The 20,614-nt window shown below is 72.8% G+C and carries 19 protein-coding genes; 8 read left to right on the top strand and 11 right to left on the bottom strand.

What is annotated here, in order from left to right; all coding sequences use genetic code 11:
* Nucleotides 1-62: 62 nt before the first annotated feature.
* The 8 genes from HT134_RS11795 to HT134_RS11760 form a co-directional block, all read right to left on the bottom strand.
* Nucleotides 63-491, bottom strand: coding sequence for a PIN domain nuclease (locus HT134_RS11795; RefSeq protein ID WP_312888084.1), 429 nt, complete (start codon nt 489-491; stop codon nt 63-65).
* Nucleotides 485-685, bottom strand: coding sequence for a type II toxin-antitoxin system VapB family antitoxin (locus HT134_RS11790; RefSeq protein WP_175600404.1), 201 nt, complete (start codon nt 683-685; stop codon nt 485-487). The genes HT134_RS11795 and HT134_RS11790 overlap by 7 nt, the downstream gene beginning before the upstream one ends.
* Before the next feature lie 155 nt (nt 686-840).
* Nucleotides 841-1,533 (bottom strand): CPBP family glutamic-type intramembrane protease, encoded by a 693-nt coding sequence (locus HT134_RS11785; protein WP_175600403.1) that lies wholly within the window; start codon nt 1,531-1,533, stop codon nt 841-843.
* Nucleotides 1,534-1,930: 397 nt separating this feature from the next.
* Nucleotides 1,931-2,188, bottom strand: a complete 258-nt coding sequence (locus HT134_RS11780) for a WhiB family transcriptional regulator (protein ID WP_175600402.1) — start codon at nt 2,186-2,188, stop codon at nt 1,931-1,933.
* 138 nt (nt 2,189-2,326) lie between these two features.
* Nucleotides 2,327-2,977 (bottom strand): neutral zinc metallopeptidase, encoded by a 651-nt coding sequence (locus HT134_RS11775; RefSeq protein ID WP_175600401.1) that lies wholly within the window; start codon nt 2,975-2,977, stop codon nt 2,327-2,329.
* A gap of 29 nt (nt 2,978-3,006) precedes the next feature.
* Nucleotides 3,007-4,377, bottom strand: a complete 1,371-nt coding sequence (locus HT134_RS11770; RefSeq protein ID WP_246364365.1) for a glutamate-cysteine ligase family protein — start codon at nt 4,375-4,377, stop codon at nt 3,007-3,009.
* A gap of 151 nt (nt 4,378-4,528) precedes the next feature.
* On the bottom strand, nt 4,529-5,161 hold the full coding sequence (locus HT134_RS11765) for a response regulator (protein WP_175587798.1): 633 nt from the start codon (nt 5,159-5,161) through the stop codon (nt 4,529-4,531).
* Nucleotides 5,162-5,172: 11 nt separating this feature from the next.
* Entirely contained in the window at nt 5,173-6,381 is a 1,209-nt protein-coding gene (locus HT134_RS11760) for an ATP-binding protein (RefSeq protein ID WP_175600399.1), read from the bottom strand.
* Nucleotides 6,382-6,493: 112 nt separating this feature from the next.
* On the opposite strand from HT134_RS11760, the gene HT134_RS11755 reads away from it, so the two are divergent.
* The 8 genes from HT134_RS11755 (at nt 6,494) to HT134_RS11720 (ending at nt 16,906) form a co-directional block, all read left to right on the top strand.
* Nucleotides 6,494-8,089 carry a PspC domain-containing protein gene (locus tag HT134_RS11755; RefSeq protein WP_175600398.1) on the top strand — a complete coding sequence of 532 codons (1,596 nt, stop codon included), beginning with the start codon at nt 6,494-6,496 and terminating at the stop codon, nt 8,087-8,089.
* A complete protein-coding gene (locus HT134_RS11750) occupies nt 8,079-8,300 on the top strand; it encodes a hypothetical protein (protein ID WP_175600397.1) in 222 nt (73 codons plus the stop codon). Before HT134_RS11755 ends, HT134_RS11750 begins: the two co-directional genes overlap by 11 nt.
* 144 nt (nt 8,301-8,444) lie before the next feature.
* Nucleotides 8,445-8,927 carry a (2Fe-2S)-binding protein gene (locus tag HT134_RS11745; protein WP_175600396.1) on the top strand — a complete coding sequence of 161 codons (483 nt, stop codon included), beginning with the start codon at nt 8,445-8,447 and terminating at the stop codon, nt 8,925-8,927.
* Nucleotides 8,924-11,335: a xanthine dehydrogenase family protein molybdopterin-binding subunit gene (locus tag HT134_RS11740; protein ID WP_175600395.1), complete on the top strand. Its 2,412-nt coding sequence runs from the start codon at nt 8,924-8,926 to the stop codon at nt 11,333-11,335. Before HT134_RS11745 ends, HT134_RS11740 begins: the two co-directional genes overlap by 4 nt.
* Nucleotides 11,332-12,186 (top strand): FAD binding domain-containing protein, encoded by an 855-nt coding sequence (locus HT134_RS11735; protein ID WP_175600394.1) that lies wholly within the window; start codon nt 11,332-11,334, stop codon nt 12,184-12,186. The genes HT134_RS11740 and HT134_RS11735 overlap by 4 nt, the downstream gene beginning before the upstream one ends.
* 67 nt (nt 12,187-12,253) lie before the next feature.
* Nucleotides 12,254-13,060 carry an SRPBCC family protein gene (locus tag HT134_RS11730; protein ID WP_175600393.1) on the top strand — a complete coding sequence of 269 codons (807 nt, stop codon included), beginning with the start codon at nt 12,254-12,256 and terminating at the stop codon, nt 13,058-13,060.
* Nucleotides 13,061-13,175: 115 nt separating this feature from the next.
* The gene (locus tag HT134_RS11725; protein WP_175600392.1) at nt 13,176-15,845 is read left to right on the top strand and encodes a bifunctional glycosyltransferase/CDP-glycerol:glycerophosphate glycerophosphotransferase; all 2,670 of its coding nucleotides are present in this window, start codon (nt 13,176-13,178) and stop codon (nt 15,843-15,845) included.
* Nucleotides 15,842-16,906, top strand: coding sequence for a glycosyltransferase (locus HT134_RS11720; RefSeq protein WP_175600391.1), 1,065 nt, complete (start codon nt 15,842-15,844; stop codon nt 16,904-16,906). Before HT134_RS11725 ends, HT134_RS11720 begins: the two co-directional genes overlap by 4 nt.
* Nucleotides 16,907-16,974: 68 nt before the next feature.
* Here HT134_RS11720 and HT134_RS11715 read toward each other — a convergent pair whose 3' ends face one another.
* From HT134_RS11715 to HT134_RS11705, 3 genes are read right to left on the bottom strand one after another with little or no spacing between them, the layout of a single operon-like run.
* Nucleotides 16,975-18,021, bottom strand: coding sequence for a sulfotransferase family protein (locus tag HT134_RS11715; RefSeq protein WP_175600390.1), 1,047 nt, complete (start codon nt 18,019-18,021; stop codon nt 16,975-16,977).
* Nucleotides 18,022-18,042: 21 nt separating this feature from the next.
* Nucleotides 18,043-18,990, bottom strand: coding sequence for a CDP-alcohol phosphatidyltransferase family protein (locus tag HT134_RS11710; RefSeq protein WP_175600389.1), 948 nt, complete (start codon nt 18,988-18,990; stop codon nt 18,043-18,045).
* 48 nt (nt 18,991-19,038) lie between these two features.
* A complete protein-coding gene (locus HT134_RS11705; protein ID WP_175600388.1) occupies nt 19,039-20,487 on the bottom strand; it encodes a glycosyltransferase family 2 protein in 1,449 nt (482 codons plus the stop codon).
* Nucleotides 20,488-20,614 lie beyond the last annotated feature (127 nt).

The following is a 20,614-nucleotide window of genomic DNA, read 5'->3' as shown; positions in this document are numbered from 1 at the left end:
AGACGACGACCTGACCGTCACGCCGGGCGATTCCCGGAGCGCGCGACGCCCCCGCGCGCCGGCTACGAGACGGACCCGGGCGGCACGACCCAGAGGGACGGCTGCCCGGTGACCTCGGCGATGACGTCGAAATCCCGGTCGTAGTGCAGGATCGTGGCCCCGTGCACCTCGGCGCAGGCCGCGATCAGCAGGTCGTTGGCGCCGACAGCGCGATGCTGCGACTTGCGGGCCAGCATGCCCTGCACGTGCAGAGCCCGCTCTTGCACGTCCGCGTCGATGGGCAGGTGGAGGAAGTCGCTGCGAAGGTGCAGGGCATCGAGCTCATATCCAGCCGGGTCGCGAGCGCTGTAGAGCACCTCGAGTTCTGTGACCGTGCAGACGGCCAGCATCTTGTCGAGCATGAGCGGCTCCAACGCCCGCGCGACGGCGGACTGGGGCATCCGTGCCAGAGCGCTCTTGTCGATCAGATAGACCACGCCGGTGGCTACCACGCCTGCTTCATGATCTCCGGATCCAGCAGATCGGTATTGTCCCTGGAGGTCCAGAATTCGAATGCTTCGCGGCGCCTTGCCCTTTCGGCGACCTCCGCCAGGGCGACGTGGACCGTCTCCTTCATGTTCTTCGTGCCCAACTCCTCCTGGGCCTTCTCCAGGAGCTCCTTGTCGATGTCGATGACCGTACGCAAGGGGCATCACCTCCGTTACCTCCAGGGTATATCACAGATCGTGATCTTGATATACGCACTTACCGTGAACACGCGAACACGGAATGGCGTGACGGAGACGCTAGGGGATCGTGGCCGAGCCCTTCAGGGGCCCTCTGGCCGTCGGAGGAGAATCCTCACCCCTCGGGTGAAGGCTTGGCGGCGAGGCGGGCGAACAGGTAGCCGAGGGAGTTGGTCGCCGTGTGCAGCATGGCCGGGGCCAGGAGGCCGGCGCGGCGGCGCAGTTCGCAGAACAGCACCCCGGCCGCGCCCGTCGACAGCACGCTGCCCGCCACCACGCGGCCCGTGGCGAGCGGGCCCGGCCGCTCCCCCGCCGTGAGCGCGCCGAGGGACGGGTTGGCGCGGGCCATGTCGATCGCGGGCAGCACGTGCCAGAGCCCGAACAGCGCCGACGAGACCGCCGTGGCCGCCGCCGTGCCGTGGGCGCGGCGCAGCATGCCGTACAGGGCGCCCCGGAAACCGACCTCCTCCAGCAGGACCGTGCCGAAGGGCACCTGGATCAGGGCCTCCTCCAGGGCGCGGGCGTGCGACAGCGACAGGGCCCGCTCGTCGCGGAACAGCCGCCTGGTGGCGGGGAGGGCGACGCCGGCCGTGTAGACGGCGGCCACGCCCGCGGCCAAGACGCCGCCGGTCAGGGCGCCCCTGCGAGGATGCTCGAACCCGAGCTCCGCCCAGGACGCCCCGGACCGGCGCGCCATGGCCACCAGCGCGGCGGTGGCGGCGGCGGAGGTCAGGGGGGCCAGGCGCGGGGCGACCCGGTTGTTCAGCACGTTGGCCGCGGCCAGCACGGCGATCGACGCGATCAGCACCCCTGCAGGCTACGTCCCCGCCGGCCGCCACGCCCTGCGCCGACGGACACCCGGCTTTGAGGGCACACGGTTCGAACGCGCGCCGCTGAGCACACCTTCCGCGGGGACGCGACCGGGTCCGCGAGCGCCGGACCGCACCTCCCGCCGGCGCACCGCCCGGTCCGCGAGTGCCGGACCGCGCCTCCCGCCGGCGCACCGCCCGGTCCGCGAGCGCCGGGCCCGGCATTCGCTGGTGCCAAGCGCACCATTCGCGGGCGATCTGGCCCCGGGTGCCGGGCGCACCTCTTGCGGGCGTGCAGCCTGATCCGCGAGTGCCGGGTTCCGAATGCGTACGCGCACGGACTGCCTCCGCGGGCCGTGGGCGCTCAGGTGTCCAACGAGCGCCCGCGGGCGCCGCTCAGGCCGAGGCGCGGGTGCGCCAGCCGTCGGGGAAGCGGGAACGGCGGCGCTCCTGGGGGGTGAGGCCGCCCCAGATGCCCTCCGTCTCCCCCGCGCGTAACGCGTAGGCCCCGCACTCCGCCAGAACCTCGCAGCCGGCGCACACCGCTTTGGCGCGCCGCTCCTGGGCCGCCGAGGGCGCGAGCGGAAAGAAGAGCTCAGGATCGCTGGATCTGCAGGCGCCCCGTCGCAGCCAGCCGGTCTCCTCCAATGGCATGGCGCCAACGGTATTCCCGGCGGGTGATCGGCCGCATCATCCTCTGGGTTGACCTTCGCGTACGACCTCGGCGCGTACGACCTCGGCGCGTACGACCTGAGCGCGTACGACCTGAGCGGGTGCTCCGGGCGGGCGGGGTCAGCAGGCCGTGACGCCCTCGTCGTAGCCGGTCGCGAAGGACTGCTGGCGCTGCTCCGCCGTGCCGTGGGCGGCCGGGTCGAGCCAGTCGTCCGTGGGGTCGCCGGCCGCCTCCAGGTTGAGCAGCAGCTCGTCCTCGTCCCCCGGCTCGGCGCGCAGCGCGCCCGACCGGACCAGGGCCGACAGGGTGCCGCCCGCGTAGCAGTCGGCCTGCAGCTCGGCCTGGACGTTGAGCCGGAAGCCGGTCTGGAGCTGGGCCTGCACGGCGTGCCCGAACTCGTGCGGGATGATCAGGTAGACCGATCCGTCGCCCATCTCGTTCCAGAGGCTCTCCATCCAGTCCCGGTCGTAGGCGATGAAGTGGCCGTCCGGGCAGTAGAAGGCGTTCTGCGGTACGGCCGGCTCGCCGGCGCAGCTCGGGCCGTCGCTTCCGGAGTAGGCGACGAAGCGGGTGATGGGCTGGTAGGTGCGTCCGGACGCGGCGAACTGCTGCTGCCAGAACTGCTCCGTCAGGGACCGCGCCGCCCGCACGTCGCCCGCGAAGCTGTCGTCGCCCTGGACGTTGCGCGACGCGCGCTGGGTGAGCCCGCACGACGCGACCAGGGCACAGGAGAGCAGGAGCGCGAGAGCGAGCGCGCCGGGGCGTTTCACGCGCTTCACCGTTCCCGCGCGCGCATCGGTCACACGTCCCACGTGTGCACCGGTTCGTTGGCGTGCATGTGCGTGATGTAGTCGAGCGTCATCCGCCGCAGCGCGTCGTGCCGGTCGCCGCCCAGCGCGTTGACCTTGTCCACCTGCCAGCTCGCCCCGGTACGGCCGGTCAGGCAGCGCGCCTCGATGATGCCGAGCAGCCGGTCGGCGACGGCGGGGTCCACGCCCCGTACGGCGAGCCCCTCGTGGGCCATCGGGAGCAGGCGGCGCAGGATGAGCTCGGCGGCCGGCACCTCGCCGAGCCCGGGCCAGTACAGCATGGCGTCCAGGCCGTGGCGGGCGGCGGCGTTGAGGTTCTCCTCGGCGGCGGCGAACGACATCTGGCTCCAGACGGGGCGCCCGGAGTGCGGCAGGACGCGCATCAGGCCGTAGTAGAAGGCGGCGTTGGCGGCGATGTCGGCCACCGACGGTCCGGCGGGCAGCACGCGGTTCTCCACGCGCAGGTGGGGCCGGCCGCCGGCGACGGCGTACACCGGCCGGTTCCAGCGGTAGACGGTGCCGTTGTGCAGCGTCAGCTCGGCCAGCTCGGGGATCTGTCCGGCCTTCAGCGCGTCCTCGGGGTCCTCGGCCTCGCACAGGGGCAGCAGCGCCGGGAAGTAGCGGACGTTCTCCTCGAACAGGTCGAAGACGCTGGTGATCCACCGCTCGCCGAACCACACGCGCGGGCGGACGCCCTGCGCCTTGAGCTCGTCCGGCCGGGTGTCGGTGGCCTGCTCGAACAGGGTGATCCTGGTCTCGCGGTGCAGTTCCTTGCCGAACAGGTACGGCGAGTTGGCGGCGACGGCCACCTGCGGCCCGGCGATGGCCTGGGCGGCGTTCCAGTGGGCGGCGAACGCCTCGGGGCTGACCTGGAGGTGGAGCTGCACGCTGGTGCAGGCCGCCTCGGGCGTGATGCTGTCGGCGTGGGTGTCCAGGATCTCGGGGCCCTCGATGGACAGGTGGAGGTCCTCGCCGCGGGCGGCGAAGATCTGCTCGTTGAGCAGCCGGTAGCGGGGGTTGGCGGACAGGGTGGCCTCGCTGATGTCCTCCTCCCGCAGCGTGGGCAGGATGCCGATCAGGACGAGATGGCCGCCCTGCGAGCGGGCCCGCGACTCGGCGTGGTTGAGGCGGGCGCGGACGTCGTTCTCCAGCCTGAGGGCGCCGTCGCCGCCCAGGTCCTGGGGCTCGATGTTGATCTCGATGTTGAACTGGCCCAGCTCGGTGGCCCAGTCGGGCTCCTGGATGGCGCCCAGGACGGCGGCGTTGCACATGGCGGGCTCGCCGATCGCGTCGACGATGTTGACCTCGATCTCCAGGCCGGCCAGCGGCCGCTCGTCCTCGAAACGGGACTCGCGGAGCATCTGGGCGAAGACATCAAGGCATCGTCGTACCTTTTCCCGATATTTCCGGCGGTCGTCCCGGCTGAAAACGACGACCGGCACATCCCTCCCCATACACCGAAATTTCCCCAACGCAGCCTTTTTAGGCCAGAAATCGCGGACTAAAGGAGGATTAAACGAGCCGGCGCGCGGTGGCCCAGCGCGACAGCTCGTGCCGGTTGGACAGCTGCAGCTTGCGCAGCACCGACGACACGTGCGTCTCGACCGTCTTCACCGAGATGAACAGCTCCTTGGCGATCTCCTTGTACGCGTAGCCGCGCGCGATCAGCCGCAGCACCTCGCGCTCGCGCTGCGTCAGCGAGTCGAGCTCCGGGTCGATCGACGGCGCCTCCGACGAGGCGAACGCGTCCAGCACGAACCCCGCCAGCCGCGGCGAGAACACCGCGTCGCCCTCGGCCACGCGGCGGATCGCGTCGGTCAGCTCCCGGCCGCTGATGTTCTTGGTGACGTAGCCCCGCGCGCCGCCCCGGATGACGCCGATCACGTCCTCGGCCGCGTCCGACACCGACAGGGCGAGGAAGCGCACCTGCGAGCCCGAGCCGAGCACCCGGCGCAGCACCTCCTGGCCGCCGCCGCCGGGCATGTGCACGTCCAGCAGCACCACGTCGGGCTGCAGCTCGGCGATGGCCTTCACCGCCGTCTCGACGTCCTCGGCCTCGCCCACCACCTGGATCGAGTCGCCCAGCTCGGCCCGCACCCCCGAGCGGAACAGCCGGTGGTCGTCCACGATCAGTACGCGAGTCATGGCCCTGTCCCTCAATCCCTGTCGATCTTCATCGTCAGCATCACCTCGGTGCCCTCACCCGGCTCGGTGCGCACTCTGGCCGTGCCGCCGTGGCGCTCCATTCTCCCGATGATGGACTCCCTGATGCCCATCCGGTCGAGCGGGACCGCGTCCAGGTCGAACCCCTTGCCGCGATCCTTCACGAAAATGGTGGCCTCGTCACCCTCGACTTCGGCGTACACCGAGATGGTAGGACTTCCCGAGTACTTGGCGGCGTTGACCATCGCCTGCCGCGACGCCTTCAGCATGGCGGCGAGCCGGCCGCCCGCGTCGATGTCCATGTCGCCGACGCAGACCACCTCGATGGCCACGCCGTGCGCGTCCTCCTCCTCGGCGGCGATCCGGCGGACGGCCGCGGCCAGCGTCGCGTCCGCGTCCTGCGCCGGCTGGTAGAGCCAGTTGCGCAGGTCGCGCTCCTGCGCGCGGGCCAGGCGCACCACCTCGCGCTGGTCGTGCGCGACCCGCTGGATCAGCGTGAGCGTGTGCAGCACCGAGTCGTGGACCATCGCGGCCACCTCGGCCCGCTCCTCCTGCCGGATGCGCTCCCGCCGTTCGAGCTGGAGCTCCTTCCACAGGCCGGCGAGCCACGGTGCGGCGATCACGGTGAGGCCGCCGACCACGACCCCGGTGAACAGCAGCCCCGGCTGGGCGGCGGCCAGCTCCCCCTCGGCGGCCAGGAAGCCGATCGCGCCGATGACGACGAGCGTCACGCCGAGCAGCGTGCGCACCCGGTTGCCGCGGATGCTCTTGGTGGCGCCGCTCACCCAGCCCTTGCGCCGCTCGGGATCGGCCTGCTGCCACAGGATGAGCGCGCCGATGCCGCCCACCGCGAACGGCAGCATGCCGATGCCGCCCTTGGACGCCCCCGTCAGCCAGCCGAACGCGAGCAGCGCCACGCCGATCGCGCTGAACGCGGCGAGCTGGCTCCAGTCGCGCGGCGGCGGCGCCCCCTCGTACGGCTCGCGCGGCGCGATCATCCAGAGCACCGCGTACGCCACCACGCCGACTCCGCCCACCACGCTCAGCAGCACGAACATCAGCCGGATCACGACCGGGTCGAGCTTGAGCTGGGCGGCGAGGCCCTGCGCCACACCTCCGAGGAGGCGGCCCTCCATGGGCCGTGTCATCCGGCGGTAGGGCGCGTCGCCACCGGGCTCGGCAAGAGTCTTCTGGTCAGCCATAACACCGTCATCGTCACACGGAGCGGGCGAAAGCGGCATCAGGGAACGACCCCCGGGTCCGGTCAGGGGTGTCCCGGATGCGGCCCGCCGCGCTCCGGGCCACGATAGGGGCATGACAGAGGCACCGCCGAAGACGCCCGCCGCGCCTCCCCGGTCGCTGCGACGCAGCTCCGAGGGGCGTTTCCTGCTCGGCATCTGCGCCGGGCTGGGGCGGCAGACCGGGATCGACCCGGTGGTGTTCCGGGTGGGGTTCGCGATGCTGCTGTTCGGCTCGGGCATCGGCATGTTCCTCTACATCGCCGCGTTCCTGCTCATGAAGGAGCCGAACGGCCGGCCGGGCTGGATCGAGCAGTGGACCCGGCGCGACTTCGACGCCGAGACCGTGATGGCGCTGCTCACGGCGGTGTTCGGGTTCGGCCTGGCGATCAACCTCACGACGGTCTGGCTCGACACGGGCACGCTGGTGGTGGGCCTGCTGCTGGCGGTCTCGCTGCTCGCGGCGCACTCCAGGGGCGTGGACCTGCTCGGTCTGCTCCGTTCGATGCCGGAGCGGCTCAACCGCCGCCCGGCGCCGGGCGCCTACCCGCCGCCGCCGGTCTACCCGCCGGCGCCGGCCGCCTCCCGTCCGTACCAGCCGGGATCGCCGTCGCAGGGCGTCACGCGGGCCTTCGCCCAGGGGACGGCCGGCCCGTCCGCCCAGGAGTACGCGGCGCCGCCCTCCGGACACGCGGCGAGCGCCGCGCCCGAGCAGGCCGCCGCCCCCGCGCAGGCCGCCGCTCCCGACCAGGCCGCGCCCGCCGCGGACGCTCCGGACGCCCCCGAGTTCCGCACCGAGGAGCCGCCGGCCGCCGAGAGCGCCGCCAGGGCCGCCTCGCCGTCGGCCGAGCCGTTCGCGCCCCGGGGCCCGTTCCAGCCGAGCGGCCCGCAGCGGCCGCGCGACGCGTTCCCGCCGCGCCCGCCGTTCCCCCCGTTCTCGCCGGGTGAGGCGTACCAGCCGCTGGACCCGCGCAGACGCGCCGGCGCCGGCGCCGGCTACTCCCCCTACGACCCGGTCCTGTACGGCCGGCCCGTGCCGCGGCCCCGCAGGCCGCGGCGGCCCCCGTCGTTCATCGGCCCCATCACCGTGCTGCTGGCGTTCATCGTTGGAGGGATCATCGTGGCCGTCCAAGCCCGCTCGGGCGCGGGTGTGAGCCCGGCCGTCGTCGGCGGCGCCGTGCTCGTGACGATCGGCGTCGGCCTGCTGGTCGCCGCCTGGTGGGGCCGCGGCGCGGGGCTGGTGGCGGCGGGCACCGGCGTGGCGTTCCTGCTGGCCTTCGCCATGATGGTGGGCGGCCTGCCGCGCAACGTCGGCGACTACGTGTGGACGCCGCGCACGGCCGCGGAGGCCGACCGCCCGTACGAGGTGGCGCTGGGCGAGGGCCGGCTGGACCTGTCGGAGCTGAGGATGGCGCCCGGCACGAGCCTGACCCTGAACGCGCGGGTCAACCTCGGCGAGCTGACCGTGATCGTGCCGTCGGAGACCCGGGTCGAGGTGCACGCGAGCAACAAGGTGGGCGACATCCAGATCGACCAGTCGATCAGGGGCGGCACGGACATCCGCTTCGACAAGGTGCTGGAGCCCGAGACGACGACCAAGGAACCGGTGTCGACCATCGTGCTGAACCTGAGGAGCGGCTTCGGCGACATGGAGGTGCGCCGTGCCGCGTGAGCGTGAGGCGGGCGAGGAGCTGGAGCCGGTGCGCGGCACCCACCGCACGGACTGGATGGCGCTGCTCAGCGGCATGCTGTTCGTGGCGCTGGGCGCGCTCGTGCTGACGGGCGGGCTGAAGGACCCGCTGGCGCTGGTGGGTCTCGTGGTGGTCGGGCTCGGCTTCTCCGGCCTGGTCGCGGTGATCGCGAGGATCGCCAGACGCCGCTGAGCCTCGCGTCCCCTCCGGGGACGCGGCCGCCTCCGCGGGGTCGTGGGAACGAGTGGTACGGGGTAAGTGAACCCTTGACCGGGAAAAAGCCCGGCGTAATTTGGCATTTATCCACTTATTCCCCCCCGCGTCGAGGGAGGACTCATGCCCCGCATCACCATCACCGTCGATGGGATCAGGTACGAGGAGGACGTGGAGCCACGGCTCCTCCTCGTCCACCTCCTACGAGAGCGGCTGGGCAAGACCGGCACACCCATCGGCTGTGACACCAGCAACTGCGGAGCCTGCACCGTGATGCTGGACGGCAGGAGCGCCAAGAGCTGCTCCGTCCTCGCGGTCCAGGCCGACGGCTGCGACGTCGTCACGATCGAGGGCCTCGGCGCGGACGGGTCCATGCACCCGATGCAGCGGGCCTTCCACGAGGAGCACGCACTGCAGTGCGGCTACTGCACGCCGGGCATGGTCATGGCGGCGATCGACCTGCTCAGGAACGACCCCGACCCGTCGGAGGAGACGATCCGGCACGGCCTGGAGGGCAACCTGTGCCGGTGCACCGGCTACTGCAACATCGTGCGCGCGGTGAAGCGGGGCGCCCAGGAGATGGGGCAGGAGGTGCGGACGTCATGACCGAGCTGGACGCCGGACTGGTCGGCGAGCAGATCGCGGAGAGCGGCCAGGTCGCCGAGCCGTCGGGCCGCCGGGAGATCGGCCGGGCCCGCAGGCGCAAGGAGGACGCCCGGCTGCTGACCGGGCACACCCGCTGGACGGACAACCTCCAGCAGCCGGGCATGGTCCAGGTGATGTTCCTGCGCAGCCCGATGGCGCACGCCCGGATCACCCGGGTGGACGTCTCGGCCGCGCGGGAGCTGCCCGGCGTGCTGGCGGCCTTCAGCGGCCGGGACTTCGCGGACGAGCAGGGCAGCCTGCCGTGCGCGTGGCCGGTGAGCGAGGACATCGTGATCCCCGACCACCCGCCGATGGCGGTGTCGGAGGTGCGCTACGTCGGCGAGGCCGTGGCGTGCGTGGTGGCCACCGACCGCTACCGGGCCGCCGACGCCCTGGAGGCCGTCGAGGTCGACTACGAGCCGCTGCCGGCGGTCATGGACATGCACGACGCGCTCACCCCCGACAGCCCGAAGGTGCACGAGAGCGGCAACAAGGCGTTCAGCACCACGATCACCTCGGGCGACGTGGAGGCCGCGTTCCGGGACGCGCCGGTGCTCATCGACCGTACCTACATCCAGCAGCGGCTGATCCCGAGCGCGATGGAGCCGCGCGCGGTGCTCGCGAGCACCGACGGCGACACGTTCACGCTCTGGTCGTCCACGCAGATCCCGCACGTGCTGCGGGTCATGCTGGCGGTCACCACCGGCATCCCCGAGCACCGGCTGCGGGTCATCGCGCCGGACGTGGGCGGCGGCTTCGGCTCGAAGCTCCAGGTCACGGCCGAGGAGGTGCTGTGCCTGCTGCTGACCCGCCGGCTCGGCCGCCCGGTCAAGTGGAGCGAGTCGCGCAGCGAGGGCAACCTGACGGTCCACCACGGCCGCGACCAGATCCAGCACGTACGGCTGGCGGCCGAGGCCGACGGCCGCATCCGCGGCCTGCGGGTGGAGCTGCTGGCCGACATGGGCGCCTACCTCATGCTCGTCACCCCCGGGGTGCCGATGCTGGGGGCGTCGATGTTCAACGGCATCTACAAGATGGACGCCTACGAGTTCGCCTGCACGGGCGTCTTCACCACGAAGATGCCGACCGACGCCTACCGGGGCGCGGGCCGGCCGGAGGCGACGTACGCCATCGAGCGCGTCATGGACGAGCTGGCCGCCGAGCTGGGGATCGACCCGCTGGAGGCGCGGCGGCGCAACTGGATCCGGCACGACGAGTTCCCGTACACCACGGTCTCCGGACTGACCTACGACTCGGGCAACTACGAGGCGGCCACGGAGCGCGCGATGGCGCTGTTCGGCTACGACAAGCTGCGGGCCGAGCAGGCCGACCGGCGCGACAGGGGCGACCCGGTGCAGCTCGGCATCGGCGTCAGCACCTACACCGAGATGTGCGGCCTGGCGCCGTCGCGCCTGCTCGGCATGGCCAACTACGGCGCCGGCGGCTGGGAGCACGGCTCGGTGCGCATGCTGCCCACCGGCAAGGTCGAGGTCATCACCGGCACCTCGCCGCACGGGCAGGGGCACGTGACGTCGTGGAGCCAGATCGCCGCAGACGCGCTCGGCGTGCCGTTCGACGACATCACGGTGCTGCACGGCGACACGGCGGTCGCGCACAAGGGCATGGACACCTACGGCTCGCGCTCGCTGGTCATCGGCGGCGTCGCGGTGCTCCAGGCGTGCGAGAAGGTCAAGGACAAGGCCAGGAAGCTGGCCGCGCACCTGCTGGAGTGCTCGCCGGACGACCTGGAGTTCGAGGCCGGGGCGTTCAAGGTGCGGGGCACCGGGGCGAGCAAGACGATCCAGGAGCTGGCGTTCGCCGCGTTCACGGCGCACGACCTGCCCGAGGGCGTCGAGGCGCGGCTGGACTCCGACGCGACGTTCGACCCGGACAACTACTCCTTCCCGCACGGCACCCACCTGTGCGCGGTCGAGGTGGACACCGAGACGGGCATGGTCAAGATCCGCTCGTACGTCGCGGTGGACGACGTCGGCAAGGTCGTCAACCCGCTGATCGTCGAGGGGCAGGTCCACGGCGGCATCGCGCAGGGCGTCGCCCAGGCGCTGTTCGAGGAGGCGGTGTACGACGCGGACGGCAACCTGCTGACCGCGACGATGGCCGACTACCTGCTGCCGTCGGCGGCCGACCTGCCGGCCTTCACGACGGACCGCACCGAGACGCCTTCCACGGGCAACCCGCTGGGCGTCAAGGGCGTGGGCGAGGCGGGCACGATCGCCTCCACGCCGGCCGTCGTGAACGCGGTCGTGGACGCGCTGCGCCCGCGCGGCGTCCGCGACGTCCAGATGCCCTGCACGCCGGAGCGCGTGTGGCGGGCGGTCCAGGGCACCAGGGGAGGAGAGCGGTCATGATCCCTGCGCGGTTCGACTACCTGCGCGCCGACTCGCTGGAGGAGGCGTGCCAGGCGCTGGCCTCCGACGAGGACGCCAAGGTGCTGGCCGGCGGCCAGTCGCTGCTGCCGCTGCTGCGGCTGCGGCTGTCGTACCCGACGACGCTGGTCGACATCGGCCGGCTGCCCGGGCTGTCGGGCGTCGAGGACCGGGGCGACCACGTCCACATCGGCGCGATGACCACGCACGACGAGGTGATGCGCTCACCCGTCGTCAACGCGGCCTGCCCGCTGGTGGCGATGGCCACCGCCACGGTGGCCGACCCGGCGGTGCGGCACCGCGGCACGTTCGGCGGCTCGCTGGCGCACGGCGACCCGGCGGGCGACCTGCCGGCGGTGGTGCTGGCGCTGGACGGAGTGTTCGTGGCCCGTTCGGAGCGCGGCGAGCGGGACATCCCGGCCGCGGAGTTCTTCGTGGACTACCTGGAGTCGTCGCTGCGGCCGGGCGAGATCCTGGCCGGGGTGCGGATCCCGAAGCTGGGCGAGGGCTGGGGCTACCACTACGAGAAGTTCCACCGGACCGCCCAGGCGTGGGCGATCGTGGGCGTGGCCGCGGCCGTCAAGCGCTCCAACGGCGCCATCCAGGAGGCCCGCGTCGGCCTGACGAACATGGGCTCGACGCCGTTGCGGGCCCGTGCGGTCGAGGCCGCGCTGCGCGGCGTGGAGGTCGGCGAGCAGGTACGGCCGGCCTGCGAGGCGGCGGCCGAGGGCACCTCGCCCCCGGCGGACCTGCACGCGCAGCCCGACTACCGCAGGCACCTGGCCAAGGTGCTGACCTACCGCGCGATCGGCAAGGCCGCCGGGGCGCCGTGACGCGAGCGGGGGCGCCCCTTCCGGGCGTCCCCGTACGGACGTAGTGTCGAGGGTGAGGAGCGTTCCGATGGCGATGCGGTTCGAGCACGAGTTCACCGTCCCGGTCCCGGTCGAGCAGGCATGGGCGGTGCTGCTCGACGTCGAGCGCGTGGCGCCGTGCCTGCCGGGCGCGACGCTCGACGTCTTCGAGGGCGACGAGTTCACCGGCCGGATGAAGGTCAAGGTGGGGCCCATCACCGTGACCTACCGCGGCACGGCCCGGTTCGAGGACGTGGACAAGGACTCCCACACGCTCACGATCAAGGGGTCGGGCAAGGAGGCGCGCGGGGCCGGCACGGCGTCGGCCACGGTCAGGGCCCGGCTGACCCCGGCCGCGGGCGGCACGACCGCCGTGGCGGTGGAGACGTCGTTCCAGGTGACGGGGCGGCCCGCGCAGTTCGGGCGCGGGGTCATGGCGGAGGTGGGCCAGAAGCTCATCGACCGGTTCGCGGCGAGCCTGGCCGACCTGCTGGCCGAGTCGTCCCACGAGGCTCCGCTGGCGGCACAGCCACAGGCCCCGGCCCCGGTCCCCGCCTCGGCGGAAGCCCCGGCGGAGGCCCCGACGAAGGCCCCGGCCGCCGGGGCGGCCGGCACCGGCAGACCGGTCACCCCGGCGGCGGCGGGCGAGCGGCATCTCACCGCGGTCCCCGAGACCGAGCCGGAGCCGGAGCTGCGACCGGCGGGCACGCTGCGCACCTCGCGCAGTCCCGACGAGGAGGCCCTGGACCTGCTGGAGATCGCCGGCGCGCCGCTGCTGAAGCGGCTCGCGCCCGTCGCGGGCGCGCTGGTGGCGCTCGCGTTCGCGATCTGGCTGATCAGGCGGCTGATGCGGTGACCGCCGATCAGGCGGCTGATGCGATAGATATCCCCAAAACACCTTAAATCCGGACAAGTTACCCCGAACTTCGGGAATCCCCTCCCCACGTGACGCTCTCACGGGGGGAGGCGGCATGCCGGACTGCACGGTCGTCGTGATCACCTACAACGACGCGGCCCGCCTGCCCCGGGCCGTGCGCTCCGTCCTCCGCCAGACGCAGCACGACCTGGAAGTGATCATCGCCGACGACGCGAGCACGGACGACACCGCCCGCGTGGCCGCCGAGCTCGTACGGTCGGACCCGCGCGTGCGCCACCTGCGCCGGAAGGTCAACAGCGGCGGCTGCGGCGCCCCGCGCAACGACGGGCTCGACGCCGCGGCCGCGCCGTACGTCATGTTCCTCGACAGCGACGACGAGCTGCCGCCGCACGCCTGCAAGAGCCTGCTCACCGAGATCCGGCGCACCGGCGCCGACTTCGTCTCCGGCCAGATCTCGCGCCTGTACGAGTGGTCCGGCCGGAGCGAGCCCTACTACCCCGAGCTGTTCGCCGCCCGGAGGGTCGTGGACGGCATCCGCGAGGAGCCCCGCCTGTTCCTCGACTCGTTCACCACCAACAAGCTCTACCGGGTGTCCTTCCTGCGCGAGCACCGGCTGCGCTTCCCCGAGGACATCCACTACGAGGACCACGTCTTCGCCACCGAGGCGTACGCCGTCGCCCGCCGCTTCGCGGTCGTGCCGTGGCCCGTCTACCTGTGGCACCGGGTGCGCGACGGCGCGTGCGGCCCGCCCAGCATCTCGCTGCGGATCCGCGAGATGGAGAACGTCCGTCACCGGCTCGTCGCCGCCTGGCGCAGCGACGACGTGCTGCGCGCGCACGGCCTGGCCGACCTGGTGCCGGACCGGCAGGAGCGGTTCCTGCGCCAGGACCTGCGCGTCTACCTCAACCCGCTGCCGCGGCGCGAGCGGGTGTGGGTCAAGGAGTTCGCGGCGGTCGTGCGGCCGTACATGGAGCGGATCCCCGCCGAGGTGGTCGGCCGGCTCGACCCGATGACCCGGGTGTGCTGCCATCTCATCCTGGAGGACCGGATCGACGACCTCATGGTGGCCGCCGGCTCGCTGACCGGCCACCACGCCCCGCCGCGCGCCGCGGTCCGGGCCGGCGGGCGCACGTACTGGGGCACCACCGTCTCCCCCGGCATGGACATCACCTCCCTGCGGCTGGCCGAGCTGCCCTTCAGCGCGAGCCGCCTGCGGCACGAGGTGACGGAGCTGTCCGCCGAGGGCGAGCGGGTGCGCATGACCGTGCGGACGTACGACCCGTTCGGTGCGCTGCCGCTGGAGTGGCGGGCATGCCTGCGGCTCGGCGGCGAGGAGGTGCCGATCCGGCCCGCCCCGTCGGGCGAGGGCGGCTACACCACCGAGGTGACGTTCACGGTGCGGCGGGGCTGCGAGCCGCGCATCGCCTTCACCAGCCTCGCGACCGGCCACACGACCTGCGACCGGCTCATCGTCCCTCCCGGCACCCGGCCGATCGACCTGCGCCGCGTGCGGCTCGAACCGTGCGGCCACACCGCGTACCTGCGGGCCCGCGAGCGCAGGGACGTCCGCTCGCTGCCGCGCCGGATCGCCCGCAGGCTGATCAGGTTCGCCGGCCGGCCGCGCCACAAGCTGCTGGCCTACCGCGCGCTGACCCTGCTGCTGCCGGCGCGCCGCGACCTCGCCCTGTTCGAGTCGGACGTCGGCAAGGGCTGCACGGGCAGCCCGCGCGCCGTCCACGACGAGGTCAAGCGGCGTGGCCTGCCCGTGGAGACGGTCTGGTCGGTGGTCAGGGGCCGCGAGGACGTCCCCGCCGGGTCGCGGGCGGTGCGCCGCGGGAGCTGGCGCTACGTCTGGACGCTGGCCCGCGCCGGCATCTGGGTGGACAGCCACGGCTTCCCGCTCGACTACCCGAAGCCGCGCCGTACCCGCTATCTGCAGACCTGGCACGGGCAGGGCATCAAGTCCATCGGCTTCGACGCGCCCGACCTGCGCTCCGACTTCGACCGGCCGCGCGAGGTGTGGCGCGCCGCGGTCGCCCGCTGGGACGCGCTCGTCTCCCCCAGCGAGGAGTTCTCGCGGCTGTTCGCCCGCGCCAACGGCTACACCGGCCCCATCCTCCGGTACGGCACGCCGCGCTGCGACGCGCTGGTCCGCGGGGTGTCGCGGACCGACGTCCGGGCCAGGCTGGAGATCCCGCCGGACCGCAGGATCCTGCTGTACGCGCCCACCTACCGCGACCGGGCCAAGAGCGGCGGCGCGTCGGTCCGGGCCGACCTGGAGCTGATGGCCGAGGAGCTGGCCGGCGAATGGGTGGTGGTCCTGCGCACCCATCCGGTCGAGCGGTACACCGTGCCGGAGCACCTGCGGCACTTCGTCCGACCGGCGGGGACGTATCCCGAGGTCAACGACCTGATGCTGGCGTCCGACGCGCTGCTGACCGACTACTCGTCGGTGATGTGCGACTACGCGATCACCGGCAAGCCGATGCTGTTCCTCATCGACGACTGGGACGACTACCGGCTGCGTGAGCGCGGCGTGTATCACGACCTGCCGGCGATCGCCCCGGGCCCGTGCGTGACGACCACCGGGGAGCTCATCGACCGGCTGCGCGACCTGGCCGAGGTCCACGCCGCCCACGCGGCCCGGTACGCGGCCTTCCGCGAGCTGTGGTGCGCCGACGAGCGCGGCGACGCGGCCTCCCGGGTCGTGACGGCCTTCTTCGAGGACCCGGGCCGCGGACCCGGGACGGGGAGGGCCGCGTGAACGTCGTCTTCGTGTGCCTGGACGCCGACACGCTGGGCGGGATCCAGCGGGTCACGCACACCCTCGCCCAGGGCCTGGCCGGGCGCGGCCACGACGTCCGGGTGATCGGCCTGCACCGCTCCGCCGCGCCGTTCCGGTACGTGGCCGAGCCCCGCTACCGGCGGCACGTGGTCAGCCGGGCCCGGCCGGGCCGGTCCGGCCGCCTGGCGCGGGCGCGGGCCGACCGGCGGCTGGCCCGGCTGCTGCGCGACTGCTCGCCGGGGTTCGCGGTGCTGACCTCGCCGAGCGTGGTGGCCCGGGTGGCGCCGCTGCTGCCGGACGGGCTCCGCTCGATCGGCCAGTACCACGGCTCGTACGAGCACGCGGGCGGCTGCTGGCACCTGGACTCCATCCGCAGCCGCTACCCGGCCCTGGACCAGGCGGTGTTCCTGAGCGAGGACGACGCCTGGCGCTTCTCCGAAGGGGCGCTGCTGCCCAACACCTGGTCGCTGCCCAACCCGCTGCCCGCCTGGCCCGAGCGGGCCGCCACGCTGGAGGCCCCGCGCGTGCTGGGCGTGGGCCGCCTGGAGGGGGTCAAGCGGTTCGACCGGCTGATCACCGCGTTCGCGGCCTCCGGAGCGCCGCGGCCCTGGGAGCTGCACCTCGTCGGCGACGGCGCCGAGCTGGACCGGCTGCGGGCGCACGCCGCGCGCGAGGGGGTGGCCGACCGGGTGGTGTTCCGGGGGCGGGTGCCCGCCGGGCGGATGACCGGCGAATACCTGGCCGCCTCGCTGGTGGCGCTGACCAGCGAGCACGAGGGACTGCCGCTGACGCTGCTGGAGGCGGCGGCGCACGGGGTGCCCGCGGTGGCGTTCGACGTGTCGGGCGGGGTGCGCGCGGCGGGCCCGGTGCTGGTGCCGCCGGGCGACACCGGCGCGTTCGCCCTGGAGCTGGGCCGGCTCGCCGGCTCGCCCCGGGAGCGGCGGCGGCTCGGCGCCGCCGCCCGCGCCCGGGCCGAGGCGTTCCGCCCCGACCGCGTGCTGGACGCCTGGGAGACCCTGTTCGCGCACGTCAGGCGATGAACCCGGGAGCCCTTCGGCGAAAAGGCGCGTCAGGCGATGAACCCGGGAGCCCTTCGGGGAAGGGCGCGTCAGGCGGTGACGGACGGGCGCTTCTCCTCGGCCGGCTGCGGCGGCAGCCCGGCCAGCGCCCGCTGGCGCGAGGTGAGCAGCGCCGCCACCGGCCCGGGCTCGCGCAGCCGCTGGAAGCGGTCGCGCAGGCGCTTGCGGGAGCGGGCGGCCTTGCGCTTCTGCATGACCCGCTGGAGGTTCGCGACGTGCTCCTTGGACGGCGCGGGCGCGCCGCTGAGCTCGTACCCGTTGGCCACCAGCCGGTCGCCGAGCGCCTGCTCGGCCAGCGAGATCTCCCAGCCCTCCAGCCGCCCGGTCCAGCTCCCGACCCGCGTGCGCAGCACGTCACTGTGGGTGTTGCTGTGCCAGACCTTGTGCACGGGCACGGCCACCTGCGCCGCCTCGCGCGGCGAGACCATGGCCGGGTCGAAGTCCTCCTCCAGGAAGAGGCAGAGCTTCTTCAGCTCGGTCGACGGGTCGTCGGTCAGGTCCTCGTAGCGCAGCTCGTAGTAGCTGTCGGCGGGCAGGGTGCGGCGCAGCTTGACGCCCGCGTCCATGGCCTCGGCCCAGGTGGAGATGGCGTGGAAGGAGCTGTGGGTGTACCAGGGCATCTCCTTCAGGGAGGCGACGCAGTCGCGGCCGTCCCTGATGAGGTGGACGAACTGGGCGTCGGGGAAGAGCCTGAGCAGGATGTCGACCTGCTTGACGTAGCTCGGCCGCTTGTCGCCCCAGCGGGGCTTGCCGAACCTCTCCGCGTACATGCGGAACGTCGTGCCGATCACCGAGCCGAGCGAGCCGGGGCCCTCGACGCACTCACGGACGAACTCGTCCTTGTCGATCTTGAGTTCCTTGAACTTGGTGGTGCGGTCGGTCGCGATCCACTCCGCGAGGGCGGCACGGCGCTGGGCCAGGCGCATGTCGCCGAACTCGCGGCGGCGCTGGTACACGGGCACGACGTACCGCGTCTCCGGCGGGACCGCCATGCGCGGGTGGGAGTGGAGCATGAGCTGCAGCATCGTGGTGCCGGAGCGCGGGCAGCCGACGACGAAGACAGGCCGATCGGACATTACGTACTAACCCCCGAAAACTTAGACGAGAACGTGCTCTCGGCTCTCCTGCCGGGAGGACACGGTGTGCCGGCGCGTGAAGCGCCACATCCGGTGGACAAGGAAGATCTCGTTGGCGAGCAGCAGCACCCCGGCGACCGCGGACACGGGCACCAGCGCGGCCACGCCGATCACCGGCGCGACCACGAACACCGCGGCGTGGAACTCGATGCCGCTGATCACGTGGGTGCGGATCCGGCGGCGGGCGAGGTACCTGTTGAGCCGCCGGGAGAACTTGCGGTTGCGGCCCCGCCGGCGGGCGGCGGCCACCACGTGCTCCACCGCCTCGTCGTCGTCGACGGCCGCGCCGCCGACCGGTTCGTCGTCGCCCTCGCCGAGCGACGGCTCGTCGGTGATCCGCAGGTCGAGAACGGGCTCCCGGACGGCCGTCGCGTAGTCCCGGTGCCAGACCCGGGCGGCCTCCCTCAGCTCGGCGGCCTCGATCCGCGCCTCCCTGATGATCTCCCGCACCCGCTTCATCTGCGGCGCGTTGACGTACCGGAACAGGTCGAGCACGGCGACCCCCGCGCCGAGCAGGATGAACCGCACATCGCCGGTGAGCGCGTACTGGCCGTAGGCCAGACCGGTCGCGCAGAGGACCACCCGCACCCGGTCGCCCACGTAGTCGAGCCAGAGCCCGAAGGGCGTCCCCGTGCCCTTGAGCCGGGCGATCTTCCCGTCCACGCAGTCGACCATGAAGCTGAGGTAGAACGCCGCCGCGCCCGCGACCAGCAGGTCCAGGGCGAAGCAGACGGCCGAGACCAGGCCGATGACCAGCGACAGCACGGTGAGCTCGTTGGGCGTGATCCGCGTCCGGTTGGCCACCAGCAGAGCCGTCCGGCAGGCCAGCGGGTCCACGAGGTACACGGTCCACCAGGAGTCTCTCCGCTTGCGTGCCGCGTGGACGTCATCGAGCGAATAGGACCTCATGGATTCCAGGATGACTACCCTCCGTGAGCTCAGAACCACTCTCTGGAACTACTGGGTGATGTCCATGCCCGTTCTTGACCATCCCGGCACGGACAACCGCCAGGTCCGGCTGCCGTCCCCGTCGCGGAAGCAGCCCTCCATCACCAGCCCGCGCGTCTCCACCTGCGCGTGCAGGCGCCACGTGGGGCCGCCGCGGCGCAGCCGCCGCGGGTCGATCTCGGCCAGCAGCCGGCCCGGCCCGAGCCGCCGCGACGGCAGCGGCACCTTGCGGCTGCCGTCGCTCAGCCACACCTCGATCTTGCGCGGCCTGCGTTCCACCCGGTGCAGGGCCACCTCGCCGACCACGGCGAAGCCCTGGCCGTCCCACCGGCACTCCTCGACCCGGGCCAGCACCTTGATCTCGTCGCGGGCGTCGTACACCGCGTCGGGGATGCGCAGCGACCGGTCGCGGAAGTACGGGTAGTCGCCGTACCAGCCGACGCGGCGCAGCCCGCGCGGCACGATCCGCGCGGCCTCCTCCGACGACCTCCTGAACTCGCGCACCCTGCGCAGCTCCTTGACCAGCCCGCGCTCCACCAGGTGCAGCTCCAGCCGCCGCAACGACGGCGCGGTGGCCAGCACGGCGGGGCTGAGCACGGCCAGCCACTGGCGGGCGAGGTCCAGCAGCGGCTCCAGCTCGTCGTCGGCGGCGTGCTCCAACGCCTGGAACAGGAAGACGATGTCCTTCTCCAGCACCAGGCCGTCGAAGGAGCGGGTCAGCTCCGGCGCCTCCTCCTGCAGGAACGACCGGACGGCGCGGATGGCCTCCAGCCGGTCGGCGAGGTTGGGCAGCTCGGCCCGCCGCTGCGTGATCGAGGCGCCCCCGGCCTCGCGTCTGCGCCAGTGGTAGACGACCTCCGGCAGCAGGTCCACGCTGGCGGCCAGCACGTGGGCGCGCATGCTGAGCGGCACGTCCTCGTAGATGCCCTGCCGGAAGCGCAGCCGGTGCTCGTACCAGAACTCCTTGCGGTAGAGCTTGTTCCACACCGTGCGGTCCCTGACCAGCGCCCGCCGGTCCATGATGTGCGTGCGCCGCACCTCACGCCTGAACAGCTTGTCGTGCAGCGACGACGGCGACAGCTCGCCGTCGGCCATCCGCCGCACCGCGCCGCACGCCAGGTCGGAGCCGGTCCGCTCCAGCGAGGAGACCAGCACCTCGTACGCGTCGACCGGCACGACGTCGTCGCTGTCGGCGAACGCCAGGTACGAGCCGCGAGCCCACCGGACGCCCTCGTTGCGGGCCGGGCCGGGCCCCCTGTTGGGCTGGCGCACCACGGTGAAGCGCGGGTCCCGGGAGGCGAACCCCTCCGCGATCCGGCGGCTGCCGTCCACCGAGCCGTCGTCCACCAGGATGACCTCGATGTCGTTCAGCGTCTGGGCCGCCAGCGACTCCAGGCACTCCGCGATGTACTGCTCCACGTTGTAGAACGGGACGACGACGCTGACCAGGGGCGCCATGCCAGGGCTCCTTGTGTGCGGGGGACGGGTCCGAGGGCAGCATGCCGCCGCCATGGCCCGGTGGCCGCTGTCGATGCCCCACCCTGATCAGCTCTTTACCGGGCGCATAGTCCGCTACGGTGTGGAC

The sequence above is a fragment of the Nonomuraea rhodomycinica genome (genome assembly GCF_013363995.1).
GTDB lineage: Bacteria > Actinomycetota > Actinomycetes > Streptosporangiales > Streptosporangiaceae > Nonomuraea > Nonomuraea rhodomycinica.
Note: the sequence above shows the minus strand (reverse complement) of the source record. Positions and strands in the feature narration are given on the sequence as shown.

Bases quoted from the DNA above. Each gene is read 5' to 3' on its own strand.
- HT134_RS11780 (WP_175600402.1), bottom strand. From the start codon at position 2,188: ATGCCATTGGAGGAGACCGGCTGGCTGCGACGGGGCGCCTGCAGATCC.
- HT134_RS11770 (WP_246364365.1), bottom strand. From the start codon at position 4,377: ATGCTCCGCGAGTCCCGTTTCGAGGACGAGCGGCCGCTGGCCGGCCTG.
- HT134_RS11765 (WP_175587798.1), bottom strand. From the start codon at position 5,161: ATGACTCGCGTACTGATCGTGGACGACCACCGGCTGTTCCGCTCGGGG.
- HT134_RS11760 (WP_175600399.1), bottom strand. From the start codon at position 6,381: ATGGCTGACCAGAAGACTCTTGCCGAGCCCGGTGGCGACGCGCCCTAC.
- HT134_RS11755 (WP_175600398.1), top strand. From the start codon at position 6,494: ATGACAGAGGCACCGCCGAAGACGCCCGCCGCGCCTCCCCGGTCGCTG.
- HT134_RS11745 (WP_175600396.1), top strand. From the start codon at position 8,445: ATGCCCCGCATCACCATCACCGTCGATGGGATCAGGTACGAGGAGGAC.
- HT134_RS11740 (WP_175600395.1), top strand. From the start codon at position 8,924: ATGACCGAGCTGGACGCCGGACTGGTCGGCGAGCAGATCGCGGAGAGC.
- HT134_RS11735 (WP_175600394.1), top strand. From the start codon at position 11,332: ATGATCCCTGCGCGGTTCGACTACCTGCGCGCCGACTCGCTGGAGGAG.
- HT134_RS11730 (WP_175600393.1), top strand. From the start codon at position 12,254: ATGGCGATGCGGTTCGAGCACGAGTTCACCGTCCCGGTCCCGGTCGAG.
- HT134_RS11725 (WP_175600392.1), top strand. From the start codon at position 13,176: ATGCCGGACTGCACGGTCGTCGTGATCACCTACAACGACGCGGCCCGC.
- HT134_RS11715 (WP_175600390.1), bottom strand. From the start codon at position 18,021: ATGTCCGATCGGCCTGTCTTCGTCGTCGGCTGCCCGCGCTCCGGCACC.
- HT134_RS11710 (WP_175600389.1), bottom strand. From the start codon at position 18,990: ATGAGGTCCTATTCGCTCGATGACGTCCACGCGGCACGCAAGCGGAGA.
- HT134_RS11705 (WP_175600388.1), bottom strand. From the start codon at position 20,487: ATGGCGCCCCTGGTCAGCGTCGTCGTCCCGTTCTACAACGTGGAGCAG.